Raw genomic sequence first — 16863 nt, 5'->3', positions numbered from 1 at the left:
GACAGTGGTGCTCGAAAAAGGGTAATAATATTTGCACGCTTTGGCAAATGTTGGGCGTGAGTCTGGATGCTGACCAGGGCAGGGAGGAGGCTTTCCGCGCTTATTTTTCCGCACCCGCCTGACGCAGTGCCGTGGCAGGTTCGGCTGGCATGGTGGCGGCTTGTCGCTGCCACCGCCGCATCAGTTTGATGAATTTGATGGTGTCCTGCACCGGGCGGATCTTCGTTTTTTCAGCACCGTAGATCGTACTCACCGGTACGCTTTGGATGGTGAACCCGGCGCGGCTGGCCAGCAGCAGCATCTCCGTTTCAAAGTCAAAGTGATCGCTGCTGCCCATGATGTAGTTCACCAGGCTGGAGCGCACTAGGCGGAAGCCGCACTGCGTGTCCGGGATGCGCACCCCGCAGGCGTTGCTGATGATGCGCGACATCAGGCTGTTCACCATCCGGCGGACGATGGGCATGCCCTTGACGTTCTCAAAACGATTGCCCACCACCACGTAGGCGGAGCCATTCCGCGCATGGGCGGTGAAGCGGGGAATCTCCTCCGGCGCGTGCTGGCCGTCCCCATCAAGCAGCAAAATGTAATCATAGCCGCGCTCGGTCAGGGTTTTCATGCCGGTCTTCATGGCCGCGCCTTTGCCCTGATTGACGGCGTGGACGATGACTTCGGCCCCGGCCTTTCTGGCCAGCGCCGCCGTGTCATCGGGCGAGCCGTCGTCCACCACCAGCACCAGATCCACATGGGGGAGCGTGCGGTGCACCACATCGGCAATGGCCACGGCTTCACGATACGCTGGGATGAGTGCGGCGATCTTGCACGCACTGGGGATGGTCTGGCTGGAGGCCTGCATGATTAGTGGGGAGTCAATCTTCCACGGTTTCGCTAACACTGTCCAACCAGAATATGCAGCCGCAAACAATTCATCTGACATACTTAAAGAAGCCGGGTATGAAGAGCCTCCCGCCAGCCCCGCCGCTGGCCCCCCATCCTCCGTCCAACCTCGATGCCTTACTCCATAATACTTTCACCACAAGATCGCGTTCTGGTGTTTGCCCCGCATCCGGATGACGAGGCATTGGGCTGCGGTGGGTTGATCCAGCAGGCCGTGGCGCTCGGTACCCAGGTGCGGGTCATTTTTGAAACCGACGGCGACAACAACCCCTGGCCGCAGCGTTACGTCGAGCAGCGCTGGACCATTGATGCCTCCTGCCGTCAGCGCTGGGGCGCACGGCGGCGGCTAGAAGCCCTTCGTTCCTTGCAGACTCTCGGCCTGCAGGCGGATGCCGCCGTCTTCTTTGGCCTGCCCGACCAGGGGCTGACAGGGCTCTGGCAGCAGAAAGACGCGCACGCGCTGGGGCTGCACCTGTCCGAGTTGCAAACCTTTCGCCCCACACTGCTGGTGGTGCCCTCTCAGGATGACAACCACCCGGACCACGGTGCCTCCCATGCCCTCATTCAGGATGCCATGCACCGCGCGGGGATGAACCTGTCGCAGTGGGCTTACCTCATCCACCGCCGCTGGTTTTGCCCTGAGGCGGCGGGGCTCACCCTGCACCTCACGCTGGAACAAAAGGCCCGTAAACTCGCTGCGATCGAGTGCCACGAAACCCAGCTTTTCCTTAGCAGCAGCCGCTTTTGCGCGTATGCACGCGATCAAGAAATCTTTATTCCATCCAATCCTGCCTGATGTCCACGCGCTCCCAGTTCCTTACCCTCCTCGCCATTTGTTCGGTCATGTTTTGGTGGCGTCTCGGGCATCTGCCCCTGATCGACCCTGACGAGCCGTTCTATGCGCAGACCACCCGGGAAATGGTACAGGGCAATGAATGGCTGACCCCCATGATCTTTGGCGAGCGGCAGTTTGAGAAGCCGATCTTCTTCTACTGGCAGTCGATGATTTCCATGAAGCTCTTCGGCGACAATCCCTTCGCCTGCCGCGCCCCCTCCGCCCTCGCTGCCACGCTGCTGGTCTTTCTCACCTGGTGGTTTGGGCGGCGCATGTTCTCGCCACGCGCCGGTTTCTGCGCTGCCGTCGTGCTCGCCACCGGGGTGGAGTACGCCTTCATGTCGCGACTGATGCTGACTGACATCTGCCTGGCGCTATGCATCAGCGCTTCCGTCTTCTTCTTCTGGCTGGCCACCGAGGAGGAGGATAAACGTGACCGCTGGATGATCCTGCACTTCGTCGCCTCCGCGCTGGCGATGCTGACCAAAGGCCCCGTGGGCCTGCTGGTGCCGACCCTCGGCTCCATCTGCTATCTCTGGATCACCGGCAAGCGCTCCCCTTGGCGTGGCAAAGGCCTGTGGCTCGGCCTCCTTGCCTGGCTGCTCATCGCAGGTCCTTGGTATGCCACCATGTTCGCCAAGTACGGCATGGAGTACTGGCACCGCTTCTTTGTGCATGAAAACTGGGAGCGCCTCACCAGCGCCGAGCACAGGCACAGCAACCACTGGTGGTACTACCTCATGATCCTGGTGGCGGGCAATCTGCCCTGGATTCCTCTGCTCATTGCCGCCGTGGTGCGCACCGTGAAGGGCATCAAAACAGACCAGCGCTTCCTTTTTCTAGTGTGCTGGTTCGTCCCCAGCCTGATCTTCTTCACCATCTGCAACAGCAAGCTGCCCACCTACACTTTCTTTCTCTTCGTCACCCTTGCCCTCGTCATGGGTCACACGCTGGATCAATGGATCAGCGGCGGCTTCCGTGGCAAAGGGGAGCGCCTCTTCGTCGCCATCCTCGCAGTCCTGCAGACCGTCCTCGTGATTGGCGCGGCCAGCGCCATCACGCTCATGCTGCCCAAGGATAGCAATGCCTTCATGAAAGACCTCGCTCCGGTCATCTACATCCTGGCGGTGATCATCAGCATCCCCATGGTGCTCATGCTCATGCGTCGCACCGTTGCCTGGGCCGGGACCACCGTTCTCGTCACGGCATTCATCGTCATGTACATGCAGTATGGAGTGGATGCCAAGGTCATGGAGTACACCTCCACCCGTGGCATCGCCGCAGAGGCCATGAAAGTGCGTCTGCCCGGCGAGCCAATCATTTCCTCCAGATTCATCGCCCGCGCTGTGACCTACTACACCGGCAGCATGCCTGATGGTGTCATCTTCTTTCCTTCCAGGCCGGAGCAGAAGCAGCCCTACTTCACCCCGCATCCGCCCCTGCACATGCTGCGCGCCGACGTTGGCACGGGTGAGTTTGCCGACCAGTACGCCAGCGTCCTTTGCATCGCCCTTATGAGTGACTGGGACCACTTCAATTCCAGTGGCTCTGTGCTGAAAGAACGCTGCGAAAAAATCACCGTGATAGGTGACCGCTTGGTGTTCCGCATCAAGGGCAAGAAGTAGGCTCTGGCAGGAACGGCTGTGGCTGCCAGTGCCACAGCGCTCCTGCATTTCTCCACTTCGCAATCGACAAGCAGGCGCGGTTGCGGTGTAATTCAGTTATTCCCACCTCCTGCATGCAGTCCAAGTCACGTACAGCGCCCGATATCCGCGATCACGAGACCCTTCGTATCATCGGCCACGGAGCTTTTGGCGAGGTCTGGCTGGCGCGCAGCGTCACCGGTGTGCTGCGCGCGGTGAAGGTGATCTGGCGGGAGGACTACGACCGGCCTGATTCCTTTGAGCGCGAGTTTGAAGCCATCAAGCGCTTCGAGCCCATCTCACGCCGGCATGAGGCGCTTGTGCCCATTCTCCAGGTGGGGCGCAACGATCAGGATGGCTTCTATTATTATGTGATGGAGCTGGCGGATGATCTGGAAACCGGGCGAGAGATCAATGCGGAGACCTACAACCCGCACACGCTGGGCTTGCAAATGAAGCGGGACAAATGCGTGTCTGCGGAGCTGTGCATCAAGCTGGGGACGACGATCGCAGAGGGGCTGGACTACCTGCACCGCAATCAACTGATTCATCGCGACGTCAAACCCTCGAACCTCATTTTCATCGACGGCATCTGCCGGCTGGCGGACATCGGGCTGGTCGCCTTGCTGGGGCAGCGCAGTTTTGTGGGCACCGAGGGTTTTGTGGCGCCCGAGGGGCCGGGCACGGCAGCTTCAGATATTTTTTCCCTGGGCATGGTGCTGTATGAGGCGAGCACTGGGAAGGACCGGCTGGATTTCCCGGACCTGCCCTCCTGTGCAGAGACGGGTTCGTCCCTGGAGGTTTGGCGCAGGCTGCAGGATGTGGTCTGCACCGCCTGTGCGCCCAAGGCCAAGGGGCGCTTTGTCAGTGCACGCGAGATGGCGCTGGCCTTGCGCGGCGAACCGCTGCCTTCTTCCCGGCGGCTGATGTGGACGTGGATCGCCATCGGCTCGGTTTCACTTCTCCTGGCGGTGGGATTTGGCATGTGGCTGGCGCAAACCCATCGCACCCGCACGGTGATGGCGATGAACAACTCGGTGCCACGGCTGAAGATCGTGACGACACCTCCGGGTGCGGTGGTGTTTGCCGGTGAGGACCAGCTTGGCGAGACGCCACTGGAGCTGAACCCCGCTGAAGGGGTGCCGGTGATTTATCAACTGCGCCTGCCGGGTTATAAGCAGATCGAAATCGATCACATCGCTCTGGATGAAAAACCGGCGGTGTTTGACCTGAAACTGGAGCCCTCAAAGCTGCCGCAAAAAGGCGAGCGCTGGGTCAACAACCTAGGCATGGTGTTCAAGCCCGGACCGGGCGGGCACATCAGCGCGGAGCCGGTGGAGATGAAGTACTTCAAGCGCTTTCTGGAGGCCACTGGCAGATCGTTCGAAGGCAAAGTGGTGCGGTTTCAGCGCGGCAAAGATCAGGAGTCGGCATACCTCGTCGTCGTTCCGGATGGCGATGCGGAGGCCTTTCGTTACTGGTTGACTGATCGTGACCGCAGCGAGGCATTTCTAAGCCAGGAGCACCGCTACGAGGTGGAGCCCTTCTACTTTGTGGAAAGCGGGCAGGCCGCCACCGACGACATGCCAGATGGCCGGGAGACCGACAAGGGGGAGCAGAGTGACGACAAGAACTGGCGCGCCTTTCATCTGCGTGTGGAACGGCAGACCTACGGCAGCGTGATCGTCAACAGTCAGCCGGACAAGGTGCGGGTGTTTCAGCATGATCAGTTTCTGGGGGAGACACCGCTGGAACTGCCCCGCGTGCGCACCGGGCCGGTGGAGTTTGAACTGCGCGAGGAAGGCTTCGCCGATGTCGTGCTGGAAAGCGAAGTGCGGGAAGGGGAGCAGGCGGAGTTGTTTGCCGACATGCAGACGCGCAAGGCCGTCACCTTTGGCCGCCAGTGGAAGGCGAACAGCCTCGGTATGAATCTGGTGCCGCTGGGGGACGTGATGTTCTCCGCGTGGGAAACCCGCCATCGCGATTTCTTGGAATTCTGTAAAGCGACTCAGGCTCGCCGTCCTGGGCGGCTGGATGGGGCCAACAAGGGCGGCGGGACCATGCCAGTGGTGGGAGTGGACCGCAACGAAGCGCGGGCCTTCTGCGCCTGGCTGACGGAGCGTGAGCGCAACGCCGGGCTGATCGGCGCGAAGGATTCATACCGTCTGCCCACCGATGAAGAATGGAGCCGTGCGGTGGGGCTGCCGCTTGAGCGTGGCTCGACACCGGAGGAGCGCAATGGCCGCATCCGTGGCATCTATCCCTGGGGCTTCGAATGGCCGCCGCCGCAAGACGTGGACAATCTCGCTGACATGAGTGGCGCACGCAAAGCCAGCCTCGACAGCGCGATCCCCGGCTATGAGGACCGGTTTCCCTTTCTCGCTCCAGTCACGGCCCTGCCGCCGAACGACCGAGGTTTCACAGGACTCGCGGGCAACGTTTCCGAATGGGTGGAGACGGATTACACCCCGGTTGCTCCAGCCAAACCGGGTGATCCGGCGAAACCCGTTCTGGGCACAACGCGCGGCGGCAACTGGCGCTGCGCTTCGCAGGATGAACTGCTGGCCTCCGCGCGCACGCCCGTGCCGCCTGAAACACGACGGAACACCATCGGCTTCCGCGTGGTGCTGGCGCATGGCAAATAATTCCTAATCGCTGCACTTCCTGGCAATTTTGCTCGTAGAACTGCACTCGGCCCTCGTTACTTAAATACTCCTTTTATGCAAACCGCGCTCGAAACTCCCGCCCCCGAAAAGAAGGTCGAACAGACCGAGGCTGGAAACTACTTTGTCTCCAACTACCCGCCCTTCTCCTTTTGGAAACCTGACCAGGTTTCAGTCGTGGAGGAGGTGCTGCAACGCCCCGCGCCCGCAGACATTCCGCTGGGGGTTTACTTTCACATCCCGTTCTGCCGCAAACGCTGCCACTTCTGCTATTTCAAAGTCTATACCGACAAGAATGCCCAGGAAGTGAAGGCCTACATCGACGCTGGCATGCGCGAGATGGAGCGCTTCACCAGCCAGCCTTACCTGAAGGGTCGCAAGGCGCACTTCGTTTACTTCGGCGGCGGCACCCCGAGCTACCTCTCCGTGCCGCAGCTCAAGGACCTGACCAACCGCATGAAGGACATGGTCCCCTGGGACCAGGCCGCAGAAGTCGCCTTCGAAGCCGAACCCGGCACGCTCAATGAGGTCAAGCTCACCGGTATCCGCGATATTGGTGTCACGCGCCTGAGCCTCGGCGTGGAGAATTTCGACGATCACATTCTCGAAACCAACGGCCGCGCCCACCGCAGCGGCGAGATCGACAAGGCCTACCGCTTCGCCCGCACGCTCGGCTTTGAGCACATCAACATCGACCTCATCGCCGGGATGATGAACGAGACCTGGGACAACTGGAAGGACACCGTGCGCAAGGCCATCGCCATGCAGCCGGATGCCGTGACGATTTATCAGATGGAGGTGCCCTTCAACACCACCATGTATCAGCAGATGAAGGCCGAGGGGAAAGTCACCGCCCCGGTGGCCGACTGGCAGACCAAGCGCGACTGGGTCAGCTACGCCTTCGATGAATTTCAAAAGGACGGCTACACCGTCACCAGTGCCTACACCGTGGTGAAGGACACCCAGCGCATCAAGTTCGTCTATCGTGACTCCCTCTGGGAAGGCGCGGATCTGCTGAGCTGCGGCGTCGCCTCCTTCGGCCACCTTGCCGGCGTGCATTATCAAAACCAGTCCGATGTGGGCCCCTACATGCAGGCCGTGGATGCCGGCCAGCTGCCCATCTACCGTGCCTACCAGACCACGGCGGAAGACCGCTTCGTGCGCGAGTTCATCCTCAAGCTCAAGCTTGGCCGCAGTGACTTCGACTACTACATCAAAAAGTTCGGTGAAGATCCGCGCAAGCACTTCGCGCCGCAGCTCGACTACCTGGCCAAGGAAGGCTTTGCCACGCTGGATGAGAAAGGCATCACGCTCTCCCGCGATGGCCTGCTCCAGGTGGACAGGCTGCTGCATGATTTCTTCCTCCCTCAGCATCGTCAGTATGCCCGCTACACTTGAAGCCGCACACCCCGCTGCCACAGCGGTGAACGAGATCCCACGGCAGGACGAGGACATCCTCGCGCCGCTGATCTTTTTCTACGGCATCGGCAGTGCACGCCCGCGCGTGACGTTTGTTCAGCCTCAGGAGCTGGCGGAGCAGGAGCGCTTTCTGCTTGTGCATGAAAAGGACATGACGCCCCACCTGCGGGAGTTCCACGCCAGCGAGATCGATCTGGACGTGGCCGCCCGCGCCCGCATCGGCAACTACCTTGTGCGCGCCTCCGTGCTGCACCGCCGCAATGACGGCATGCCCGTCGAGTTTGGTGCCATCGGCATTCATCTTGATATCCTGCCTGAGGAGGCGCAGAAGCTCGTCCTCGAAGGCCTCGTGCCCTTTGGTGCCATTCTGGAGCGCTACCAGGTGCCGCACTCCAGCCACCCGCGCGGCTACTTCCGCATTTCCGTGGATCAGCGCCTCGCCGACCTCCTCGGAGCCACCAGCGGCCAGATCCTCTTTGGTCGCTGCAATGAGCTCCGCCACGGCAGCGGACGAGTGCTGGCGGATGTCGTCGAGGTGCTGCCGAGGATGGTGTAGTATTTCAGCATGTAGATGAAGGCCTCAGCGCATACCTGCGCGCGGCTTGGTGAACCGGTTCATCCAATCGATTTGAGCGCAGGCAGCTTTTGTTTCAAAGTCAGCACGGGGGCAAACAGGTCGCCGTGTTTTTTCACGCGTTGCAGCACCTGCTCAGCTTCAAAGATCAGCGGCTTTTTGCGCTTCCATGCGGCTGTCACTTCGGCCCATGTCACCGGGGTGGAGACGGTGGGGGTTTCTTTGGCGCGCAGGGAGTACACGCTCACGGTGGTTTTGTGGTCATCGTTCTGGCTCCAGTCCACCAGCACCTTGCCGCCCCTGAGCTTCTTGAGCATCTTATGAACTACCAGATCCGGGCATTCGCTTTCCAGCGCCAGCGCGACCGCTGACGCGAAGGCTTTGGTCCGCGCATAGGTGACTGGAGTGTTCAGCGGCACATACACCTGCAGCCCTTTGGAGCCGGAGGTCTTGGCAAACGATTGCAGGCCCAGCGCATCAAAGCAGTCTTTCAGCAGCAGCCCCACCTTGCAGCAGGTGAGAATGTCTGCCGGGGGGCCGGGATCCAGATCAAACGCCAGCACCGTGGGTCGTGAGACTGCGGTCTTGCGGTGCAGGAAGGTGTGAAATTCGAGATTCGCCAGATTGGCCGCCCACACCAGAGAAGGCAGATCATTGATCAGGCAGTAATCAATGCTGCCGTCTTTTTTCGCCACCTGCGTGGTCTTCACCCAGCGTGGCCGGTGGTCCGGACACTGCTTCTCATAAAAGAAGAATCCGTCCACGCCGTCGGGATAGCGCTTCAGCGTGAGCGCACGTGCGTTTAGATGGGGCAGCAACTGCTCGGCGATGCGGATGTAGTAGTGAATGACATCCCCTTTGGTGAAGCCGGTTGCCGGATACATCACCTTGTCCAGATTGCTCACAGGCACCTGTACGCCTGCAACTTCGAGCTGCGTTTTCTGACTCATGCTGCGGCGTTTTTTTCGCGTTTCACTTCACGTGCGGGTTTGTCTTCGCGCATGCCCAGAAACACAGGGTGGCGCAGGCGTTGGTCGCGCGTCCATTCGGCAAATTTCACTTGGCAGACCAGCCGTGGTTTCAGCCACGTGCAGTGCTTCATGTCCGCCTGGGTGATGCCCTGGCCCCAGCGCCCGCTGTGCTCTGCGGGCAGATTCACAAAGGGGCATTTCTTTTGAATGAGCGGCTGAAATTGGTCATGCAGCTCCATCAGCAGACGTGCATTGAAGCCTGTGCCCACCTTGCCCACGCATTGCAGTTTGCCATCCCGATGCACCCCCACAATCAGTGCGCCGATGTGCTTGCGGCTGCCTGCGGGTGCGGTGAAGCCGCCGATAACGACCTCCTGCTCCTGATGGATCTTCAGCTTGATCCATTGCCCGCTGCGGCGTCCGGCTTCATAAACGGAATCCGGCCGTTTGCCGATGAGGCCTTCCAGCCCCAGCTTTTTCACGTGCTTGAGCAGCTCCCCAGCGCCGCCCTCAAGCGAGGTGGAATAACGAATGACGTTGGAATCCTTGAACAGCTTCCGCAGCATTGCCTTGCGTTTCAGCAAGGGCAGGCCGGTGAGATCACGGCCTTTCAAGCGCAGCAGATCAAAGACGTAGTAGCATAGGGGCGGCTGCTCCTGGCCGAGATCATAGGCTTGGAGCAGTTGAAACGAGGAGCGGCCTTTTTCATCCAGCGCGGCAATCTCGCCATCGAGAATGCAGTCCGGCAATGCAAGCTCTTGCAGGGCCTCGGTCACTTCAGGAAATTTGGCCGTCATGTCCTTCTCCGTGCGCGAGACGAGCGCGGTGTTCTTGCCCTGCTTGAGGGTGAGTGCGCGGAAGCCGTCGAACTTCAATTCATAGATCCAGTCTCCGTCCGTGGGTGGCGAGGACACGGGCTTGGCCTTCATCGGCTCGATAAACAAAGCTGCGGTGGCGCGGGAGAGAGCAGGGCTTTTTTTGGGCTTTGCGACTGCCTCGGGCTTAGGCTTGGGCACGCCCTTCTTGCGGGAGCTGGTCCAAGGCTCCGCTGTGGCCAGTTGCTTCATGCTGCGGCCTGATAGGGCCGAGGTGTCATCCATGCGTTTGGTCACCGGCTTCATGTCTTCGCCGCCACGAATGAGCAGCCACTGCTTTTCATTGCGCAACCGGACCAGATACCATTCTCCCGCGAGCTTTTTGCCGGTGAGGGTGAAGTGGAGCTTGCCGCCAGCGAGCTCCTTCAAAGGGGTCTTGGAGGCTGCGGCATACGTGCCGGTGTCCCAGACCATCACCGTGCCGCCACCGTACTGCCCCTGTGGGATGGGGCCTTCAAAATGGATGTATGAAAGCGGGTGATCCTCCACCTCAACTGCCAGACGTTTTTCGCCTTTGGCAAAGGGCATGCCCTTGGGCACCGCCCATGATTTTAAGCGGCCATCCAGTTCAAGGCGGAAGTCATAGTGAAGATGAGACGCGGCATGTTTTTGCACCACAAACTGGCGCACGCCGCTGCCCTTTTCTCTTTGGCCCTTGGGTTCGGCGGTCTTCTTGAAATCCCGTTTTTTCTTGTACTCGCGGAGAGACATAGGTCGGGTCTACGCCGCCTTTCTTCGGCTTTTCGGGTGCTTCGCCGCTGCGGTCTTTCTGGCGGTCTTGGTCTTCGACTTGGACTTGCTGCCATGCACTGCGGCGCGTTTCGATTTGGAGGCGTTCAGGCTCTCTTGCAGCACCGAGACCAGATCAATCACATTGGCGGGGCGTTTCGTTTTCACCGTTTTGACCGGCTTGGTGCCGCCATGCGCGACCTTGTCATCGATCATCTCCTCCAAGGCTTCACGATATTCATCCTTATACTCCTCCGGCTGCCACGGCGTCGTCATGCTTTCGATCAGCTTCTCCGCCATGTTGATCTCCGCCTTGGCGGGGGCCTTGCCCTCCGGTGCTTTGAAGTCTGACTTGTCCCGCAACTCATCCGGGAAATGCATCAGCTCCAGCATGAGGTTTTTGTCCTGCGGTTTGATCGCCGCCAGGTGCTGACGGGTTTTGATCACCACATGGGCGATGGCGATCTTGCCGCTCTTGTTCAGCGCATCCCGCAGCAGGATGTAGGCCTTGCCGCCGCCTTTGCCCACTTCCAGATGATACGGCTTGTAGAAGAGCAGCGGGTCCACGTCCGCCAGCTTGACGAAGTTCATGATCTCCACCGTCTGCGTGGCCTCCACGTCCACGCGCTTGAAGTCCTCGTCCTTCAGCACCACAAATTTGCCTTTCTCATACTCGTAGCCCTTCACGATTTTGTTCCAGGGCACCTCCTTGCCATCCTTTTCAGCCACGCGTTTGTAGTTCACCGGGCTGAGATCCGACCCGCGCAGCAGGCGGAAATGCAGGTCCTCCCGCCGCACTGCGGGATAAAGCGACACGGGGATGGATACCAGACCGAAACTGATGGTGCCTTTCCAGATAGCTCTCATGGGATTACCCCATGTATCGCGCCTCTGGGTGACGCCGCGCCTGTCAATTACCCAAACGCAGTGCCGCCACGGCGGTACTCCTTTTATTCCCTCACTCCAAGCGTCTTGTCGGGATGCTCCGCAAGGCTTCATCCAGGCGGGAGATGCTCACGGGTTTGGTGAGGTGCATGAGGAATCCGGCGCGGTCGGATTTCTCCACATCGTCCTCGGAGCCGTAGCCGGTCATTGCGATGGCGGGCAGGCCGGGGCGCAGTTGGCAGAGATCCGTCAGCAAGGTGTGGCCGTCGGTGTCCGGCAGGCCAACGTCGCAGATCACGAGGTCGAAATCCTGCGTCTTCACCTGCTCGCAGGCCTCCTGACCGGAGCCGGCGGTGGTGATCGCATGGCCGCGACGGATCAGCAGGCGTTCCAAAATCTGGCGGCTCGGAAGATGGTCTTCGATGAGGAGGATGCACAGTCCGGCAGAGGGCGCGGCGGCGGGAGGCACTGCCGCCTCCTGCTGGCGGGCGGGGGTCTCGGTGACTGGCATGTGAATGGCAAAGCAGGCGCCTTGGCCTTCTCCGGCACTGCTGGCGACGATGCGGCCGGCGTGCATCTGCATCATGCGTTGGGCGATGGCCAGCCCCAGGCCCAGACCCCCGAACACATGCGAGCCCGCGTGCGCGCCTTGGGAGAAGGCATCGAAGAGGGAGTCCAGATCCTCCGCTGCAATGCCGACGCCGCTGTCATGCACCGCCACCTGTATCTCCCGAGTGCCGGTCGGATTCTGGCTGACAATGCGGATGCTGCCGCCATAGGGGGTGAACTTCACCGCGTTTTTGAGCACATTCCAAAACACCTGCTGCAGCCGTACAGGATCTCCCTGCACATGGGAGAACGCTGCGCCCAGTTCCCATTGGATGTGAATGTTTTTCTCCTGAGCGTCAGCCGCCACCTTCTCCAGAGCATCCTGCACGATGGCCTGGAGATCCACCAGGATGACGTCCAGCTTGAGCTTGCCATTGGTGATGCGGGTGAGGTCCAGCAGATCATCGATCATCCGCGCCTCCAGCTCCACATTTTTACGCACCGTTTCAAAGTGCGGCCCGCACCTCGGGGGAGTAGTCGGCATTCTCCGCCATGTCACTGGCGAGGAGCAACACGGGGTTGAGGGGCGTGCGCAGTTCGTGGGAGAGGGCGGCCAGGAAGTCGTCCTTGGCGCGGGCAGCGGCCACGGCCTGGTCGCGGGCTTGGCGCAACTCCAGGCTGATCTCGCGCTCCTGGTCCCACAGCTTCTGCTGCAGGGTCTCGCGCTCCATCTCCGCCTGCTTGCGGGTGGTGATGTCCACCACCACGCCGGAGAAGTGGATGGCTTTGCCGGTGGCGTCTCGCAACACTTTCCCACGGGCCAGCACCCAGCGGTAGCCGGGGCCGTTCTTCACCCGGTATTCCACCTCATAGTGCGCATCCCGCTCGATGGCGGCCTGGATCTGCTGCTCCACCCCGGCACGGTCGTCCGGGTGCATGGCATCAACAAACCTCTGGATGGGAGCGCCGTCTGCCTCTTCTAGACTCAGGGAAAAAAGCCGGGCGCAGTAGGCATCCGCATGCAAGCGGTCGTTGAGAATGTCCCACTCCCAGGTGGCGATGGCCCCTGCGTCCAAGGCGGATTCCAGCTTGGTCTGTGCCTGCTTGAGCTGCAGTTGCACACTGCCCATGCTCTCCACCATGCCAACCGTCTCGACGGCGGCGGCGGCAAACTGGGAGAGGCTGCCGAGGATGCGGGCATCCTCCGCATCGAAAGCCTGGGTCCTGTCATGCGAAATAATCCACAAGGTGCCCACGGCATGGCCGCCCCGGTAAAAGGGCACCAGCAGCACCTCCTGAATGGGAATCTTCAGTCCGGCGATGTAGGGGTAGTAGCGCACCGGATGCTGCATGAGTTGCGCGGCCTGACGGTCCACCGTCACCCCACAGGGGCTTAAATTGCGGGGCATGGTGCCACCTAGAAAGCCGCTCATGCGTCCGGTCAGGGCTCGCCAGCGGAAGATGTCTTCGCCGTTGTATATTTCCTCCAGGCTCACACCGGCGGAGTCTGCTCCGCACAGCGTCAGCGCCGTCTCTACCAGCTTTTGGAGGATGGTCTTGGGACTCTCCGCCATGTGCCGGGCCAGTGCCACCAGAGCCTCGCTATCCGCCTGATAATTGGGCGGCCGTGAAGGGCGGCTGGCCAGTTCCTCATCCTTCAAAATATCTTCCAGCCTCCACGAGGTGTGCGGATCTTCAGGACAGATGTCCGTTTCTTTGGAAGGGGAGATCATTCGACTCAGTCTATGCGCAAACCAGATGACTCAACGGTGGCGGGAGCACCACGATCATGCACCCGTTTCATGCGGTGACCATGCTAAAATCAGTATTCCATTCTTCATCGTATTAGTACACCTTTGGAAACCGGGCGTCTCAGCAGGGCAGGGAAACCCGAGGACTTTCAGCACTCCACATGGGACAGGATCTGCAGCAGTTCCTCCATCTGAATCGGCTTGGTCAGATGAGCCCGGAAACCGGCCTTCTTGGACTGATTCAGATCGGCCTCCATGCCGTAGCCGCTTAAAGCAATGCCAATGATGGGCGCGTGTTGCTGCAGTGCCCGCATGAGATCCAGTCCGCTGCCATCTGGAAGCCCCAGATCGGTGATGACGGCATCGCAGGGATGGCTCTTGAATGCCGCCAAAGCTTCGGCCACGCTGCTGGCGCTGACCACGTGATGGCCGTTCCGCGTCAGCAGTCGTCCGAGGATCTCACGCGTAGGGGCATGATCTTCCACCACCAGCAGACGCAGCGAGCGCTTTGCCACAACCGGTTCGGAGAGGTCGAAAGCCGTGATGTTCAGGTCGGTATCCTCAATGATCGAAAGTGTGACCGTGAAGGTGGAGCCGCGATCTGCGCCGAGGCTGTCTGCCTCAATGGCACCACCATGCGCCTCCACAATGGCCTTGGAGATGGAGAGGCCGAGGCCGAGGCCGCCGAAGCGCGTCTGTCCCTGGGCATCCCCTTGTTCGAAAGCATCGAAGATGCGGGGCTTGGACTGGGGGCTGATGCCGACGCCGGTGTCTTCCACCTGCACCCCCACCGTGGTTTCATCCGGGTTGAAGGTGCGAATGGTGATGCTGCCTTCGACGGGAGTGAATTTGATGGCGTTTTTGAGCAGGTTCAGGAAAACCTGCTGCAGCCGCACGGGGTCTGCCAGCACATGGTGTCGGGGGGCGCTGAAGTCAGTGACAAAGCGGAACTGCTTGTCCTTCACCTCCCAGTCGATGGTTTGCTGGCAATGCTGCAGGAGTTCGTGCACATCCACCTGCGCGGGTTTGATGGTGAGCTTGCCGTTGTGAATGCTGGTGGCGTCCAGCAGGTCGTCGATGAGGCGGGCTTCCAGCTCGATGTTCCGTCGCATCATGTCCAGGAGTTCATGCGATTCGGTGGGCAGGTTGGGGGTGTGCTGCAGGGCGGACACGGCCATGAGCACGGGGGTGAGCGGGGTGCGCAGTTCGTGGCTGAGCGCGGCCATGAAGTGATCCTTCGCGCGGTTGGCGGCCTGCGCTTCTGCGACACTCCGCCGCAGGATCTCCCGCTGCATCGCCAGCTCAAAGAAAATGTCGGCTTTGTTCTGCAAAATGTGGGGTTCGATGGGCTTGAAGATGAAGTCCACCGCACCAGCCTCATAGCCGCGAAATCTCCGCTGCGGGTCGATGGCCCCTGCCGTGAGAAAGATGATCGGCACACGTCGGGTGCGCTCCGTGCCGCGCATGAGTTCCGCCAGCTCAAAGCCGTCCATCTCCGCCATGTTTACGTCCAGCAGCGCCAGGTCCACGTCATGCAGGAGCAGCAGTTCCAGCGCCTCGGCACCGGAGCGCGCCTTGAGCAGCTCCAGCCCTTCCCGATGCAGCAGTCCTTCCAGCGCATCCAGATTGGCCTCAAGGTCATCAACAAGCAAAAATTTGATGGTCGGGTTGGTCATGGAAGCGTGGCGTAAAGTTCGGTTGCGCGCGCCAGGGCACGCAGCTCTTCGGCGAGCTGGTTGAGCGGCAGAGCGCAGGCCTCCGGGCAGGCGCTCAGCGCAGCCAGCGGCATGGTTGACACCTCGGCTGTGGCGGGTTCTTGCACAAACGTTCTTCCACCGGCGGAGTGTACCGCCAGCAGTCCATGCGCGCCATCCTGGCTGGCCCCGGTGAGGATCACCCCGCTCAGTCCGCTGCCGTAGGCGTCGGCCGCAGATTCAAAGAGCACATCAATGGACGGTCGCGAGAAAAAGAGGGGCTCATCCTGCGAGAGCGAGAAGGAAAAATCCGGTTCTACCAGCAGATGGTAGTTAGCGGGTGCCACGTAGGCCACACCCGGGCAGATGGGTTCTTTGTCCTCCGCTTCTTTCACGGTCACCTGGCACTGGCTGTTTAGCAGTCCGGCCAGCGTGCCCCTGTCATCCGGCGGCAGGTGGATGACTATCAGCACCGGCAGCGGGTAGCCGCCCGGCAGCCAAGGCAGGAGCTTGAGCAGCGCCCCCACGGCCCCGGCCGAGCCACCGATTACAAGCGCCTGCATAGAGGTGCGGGTTTCAGGCGGGTTCATAGGCTCTTCTGGTAGAGGCGTTCGGGCCGGTTGAGTTCGGAAAACTCCGACGCATGGGCGGAGAAGTGCAGGCTTTCTTTGGACCCCAGCCCGAGGAAGCCCCGGCGCACCAGCGAGTCTTTGAACAAGCCGACGGCGCGGTCCTGCAGCTCACGGTTGAAATAGATGAGCACATTCCGGCAGCACACCAGATGCACTTCGGCAAAGACGGCGTCTGAGGCCAGCGTGTGGTCGGAGAAGACGGTGCGTTTTCGCAGGGATTTGTCAAAGACGGCCGCCCCATACGCGGCGGTGTAGTAGTCAGAGAGGGAGGACTTCCCGCCTGATTTCTGATGGTTCGCCGTGAAGAGCGCAATCCGCTCCAGATCATACATGCCCGCTTCGGCTTTGCGCAGAGCGTCGGTGTTGATGTCCGTCGCGTAAAACATCGTGCGCTCCTCCAGGCCTTCTTCGCGGAAGAGGATGGCCAGGGAGTGCAGTTCCTCGCCAGCGCTGCAGCCTGCTACCCACACTTTCAACGAGGGGTAGGTACGCAGGTGCGGCACCACCTCCTCGCGCAGCGCACGGAAGAAGGTGGGGTCACGGAACATCTCGCTGACCTGGACGGTCAGGTAGCCCAGAAGCTGGGGCAGCAGGTCGGCGTCATGCAGCACCCGATCCTGCAGGGCGGAGAAGGTCTCGCAGCCGAAGAACTCGCGGGCCTGCAGAAGACGGCGTTTGAGCGAGGCCGCAGAATAGTCCCGGAAGTCATAGTGATACTTGCGGAAAATGGCCTCGACCAGCAGATCGAG

General features: G+C 60.8%; 14 protein-coding genes. 5 read left to right on the top strand and 9 right to left on the bottom strand.

The annotated features are described in order from the left end of the window. Window positions 1-100: 100 nt before the first annotated feature. Complete coding sequence (locus PSV43_RS15945; RefSeq protein ID WP_300199391.1) at window positions 101-853, bottom strand: glycosyltransferase family 2 protein; 753 nt, start codon at window positions 851-853, stop codon at window positions 101-103. Window positions 854-1006: 153 nt separating this feature from the next. On the opposite strand from PSV43_RS15945, the gene PSV43_RS15940 reads away from it, so the two are divergent. From PSV43_RS15940 to PSV43_RS15920, 5 genes are all read left to right on the top strand, one after another. Beyond that, window positions 1007-1690 (top strand): PIG-L family deacetylase, encoded by a 684-nt coding sequence (locus PSV43_RS15940; RefSeq protein WP_300199389.1) that lies wholly within the window; start codon window positions 1007-1009, stop codon window positions 1688-1690. Continuing rightward, window positions 1690-3354: a glycosyltransferase family 39 protein gene (locus tag PSV43_RS15935; RefSeq protein ID WP_300199385.1), complete on the top strand. Its 1665-nt coding sequence runs from the start codon at window positions 1690-1692 to the stop codon at window positions 3352-3354. The genes PSV43_RS15940 and PSV43_RS15935 overlap by 1 nt, the downstream gene beginning before the upstream one ends. Window positions 3355-3467: 113 nt before the next feature. Further along, window positions 3468-6017: a bifunctional serine/threonine-protein kinase/formylglycine-generating enzyme family protein gene (locus PSV43_RS15930; RefSeq protein ID WP_300199382.1), complete on the top strand. Its 2550-nt coding sequence runs from the start codon at window positions 3468-3470 to the stop codon at window positions 6015-6017. Between the two features lie 75 nt (window positions 6018-6092). After that, complete coding sequence (locus tag PSV43_RS15925) at window positions 6093-7433, top strand: coproporphyrinogen-III oxidase family protein (protein ID WP_300199379.1); 1341 nt, start codon at window positions 6093-6095, stop codon at window positions 7431-7433. After that, on the top strand, window positions 7417-8010 hold the full coding sequence (locus tag PSV43_RS15920; protein ID WP_300199376.1) for a hypothetical protein: 594 nt from the start codon (window positions 7417-7419) through the stop codon (window positions 8008-8010). Before PSV43_RS15925 ends, PSV43_RS15920 begins: the two co-directional genes overlap by 17 nt. Before the next feature lie 59 nt (window positions 8011-8069). Here the strand turns inward: PSV43_RS15920 and ligD (PSV43_RS15915) are convergent, their stop codons facing one another. The 8 genes from ligD (PSV43_RS15915) to PSV43_RS15880 form a co-directional block, all read right to left on the bottom strand. Beyond that, window positions 8070-8978 (bottom strand): non-homologous end-joining DNA ligase, encoded by a 909-nt coding sequence (ligD, locus tag PSV43_RS15915; protein ID WP_300199373.1) that lies wholly within the window; start codon window positions 8976-8978, stop codon window positions 8070-8072. Beyond that, a complete protein-coding gene (gene ligD, locus PSV43_RS15910) occupies window positions 8975-10585 on the bottom strand; it encodes a non-homologous end-joining DNA ligase (protein ID WP_300199371.1) in 1611 nt (536 codons plus the stop codon). Before ligD (PSV43_RS15910) ends, ligD (PSV43_RS15915) begins: the two co-directional genes overlap by 4 nt. 9 nt (window positions 10586-10594) lie before the next feature. Then, window positions 10595-11470, bottom strand: coding sequence for a Ku protein (locus PSV43_RS15905; RefSeq protein ID WP_300199368.1), 876 nt, complete (start codon window positions 11468-11470; stop codon window positions 10595-10597). A gap of 91 nt (window positions 11471-11561) precedes the next feature. After that, window positions 11562-12581 carry an ATP-binding protein gene (locus tag PSV43_RS15900; protein WP_300199366.1) on the bottom strand — a complete coding sequence of 340 codons (1020 nt, stop codon included), beginning with the start codon at window positions 12579-12581 and terminating at the stop codon, window positions 11562-11564. After that, on the bottom strand, window positions 12544-13770 hold the full coding sequence (locus tag PSV43_RS15895) for a PAS domain-containing protein (RefSeq protein ID WP_300199363.1): 1227 nt from the start codon (window positions 13768-13770) through the stop codon (window positions 12544-12546). Before PSV43_RS15895 ends, PSV43_RS15900 begins: the two co-directional genes overlap by 38 nt. Window positions 13771-13937: 167 nt before the next feature. After that, window positions 13938-15464: a response regulator gene (locus PSV43_RS15890; protein ID WP_300199360.1), complete on the bottom strand. Its 1527-nt coding sequence runs from the start codon at window positions 15462-15464 to the stop codon at window positions 13938-13940. Then, on the bottom strand, window positions 15461-16072 hold the full coding sequence (locus PSV43_RS15885; protein ID WP_300199357.1) for a chemotaxis protein CheB: 612 nt from the start codon (window positions 16070-16072) through the stop codon (window positions 15461-15463). The genes PSV43_RS15890 and PSV43_RS15885 overlap by 4 nt, the downstream gene beginning before the upstream one ends. After that, window positions 16069-16863 (bottom strand): CheR family methyltransferase (locus tag PSV43_RS15880; RefSeq protein ID WP_300199354.1); only part of this gene is annotated, 795 nt, incomplete at its 5' end. The genes PSV43_RS15880 and PSV43_RS15885, both read right to left, overlap by 4 nt.

The organism is Prosthecobacter sp. (assembly GCF_029946185.1).
In the GTDB taxonomy this organism is placed as follows: domain Bacteria; phylum Verrucomicrobiota; class Verrucomicrobiia; order Verrucomicrobiales; family Verrucomicrobiaceae; genus Prosthecobacter.
Note: the sequence above shows the minus strand (reverse complement) of the source record. Positions and strands in the feature narration are given on the sequence as shown.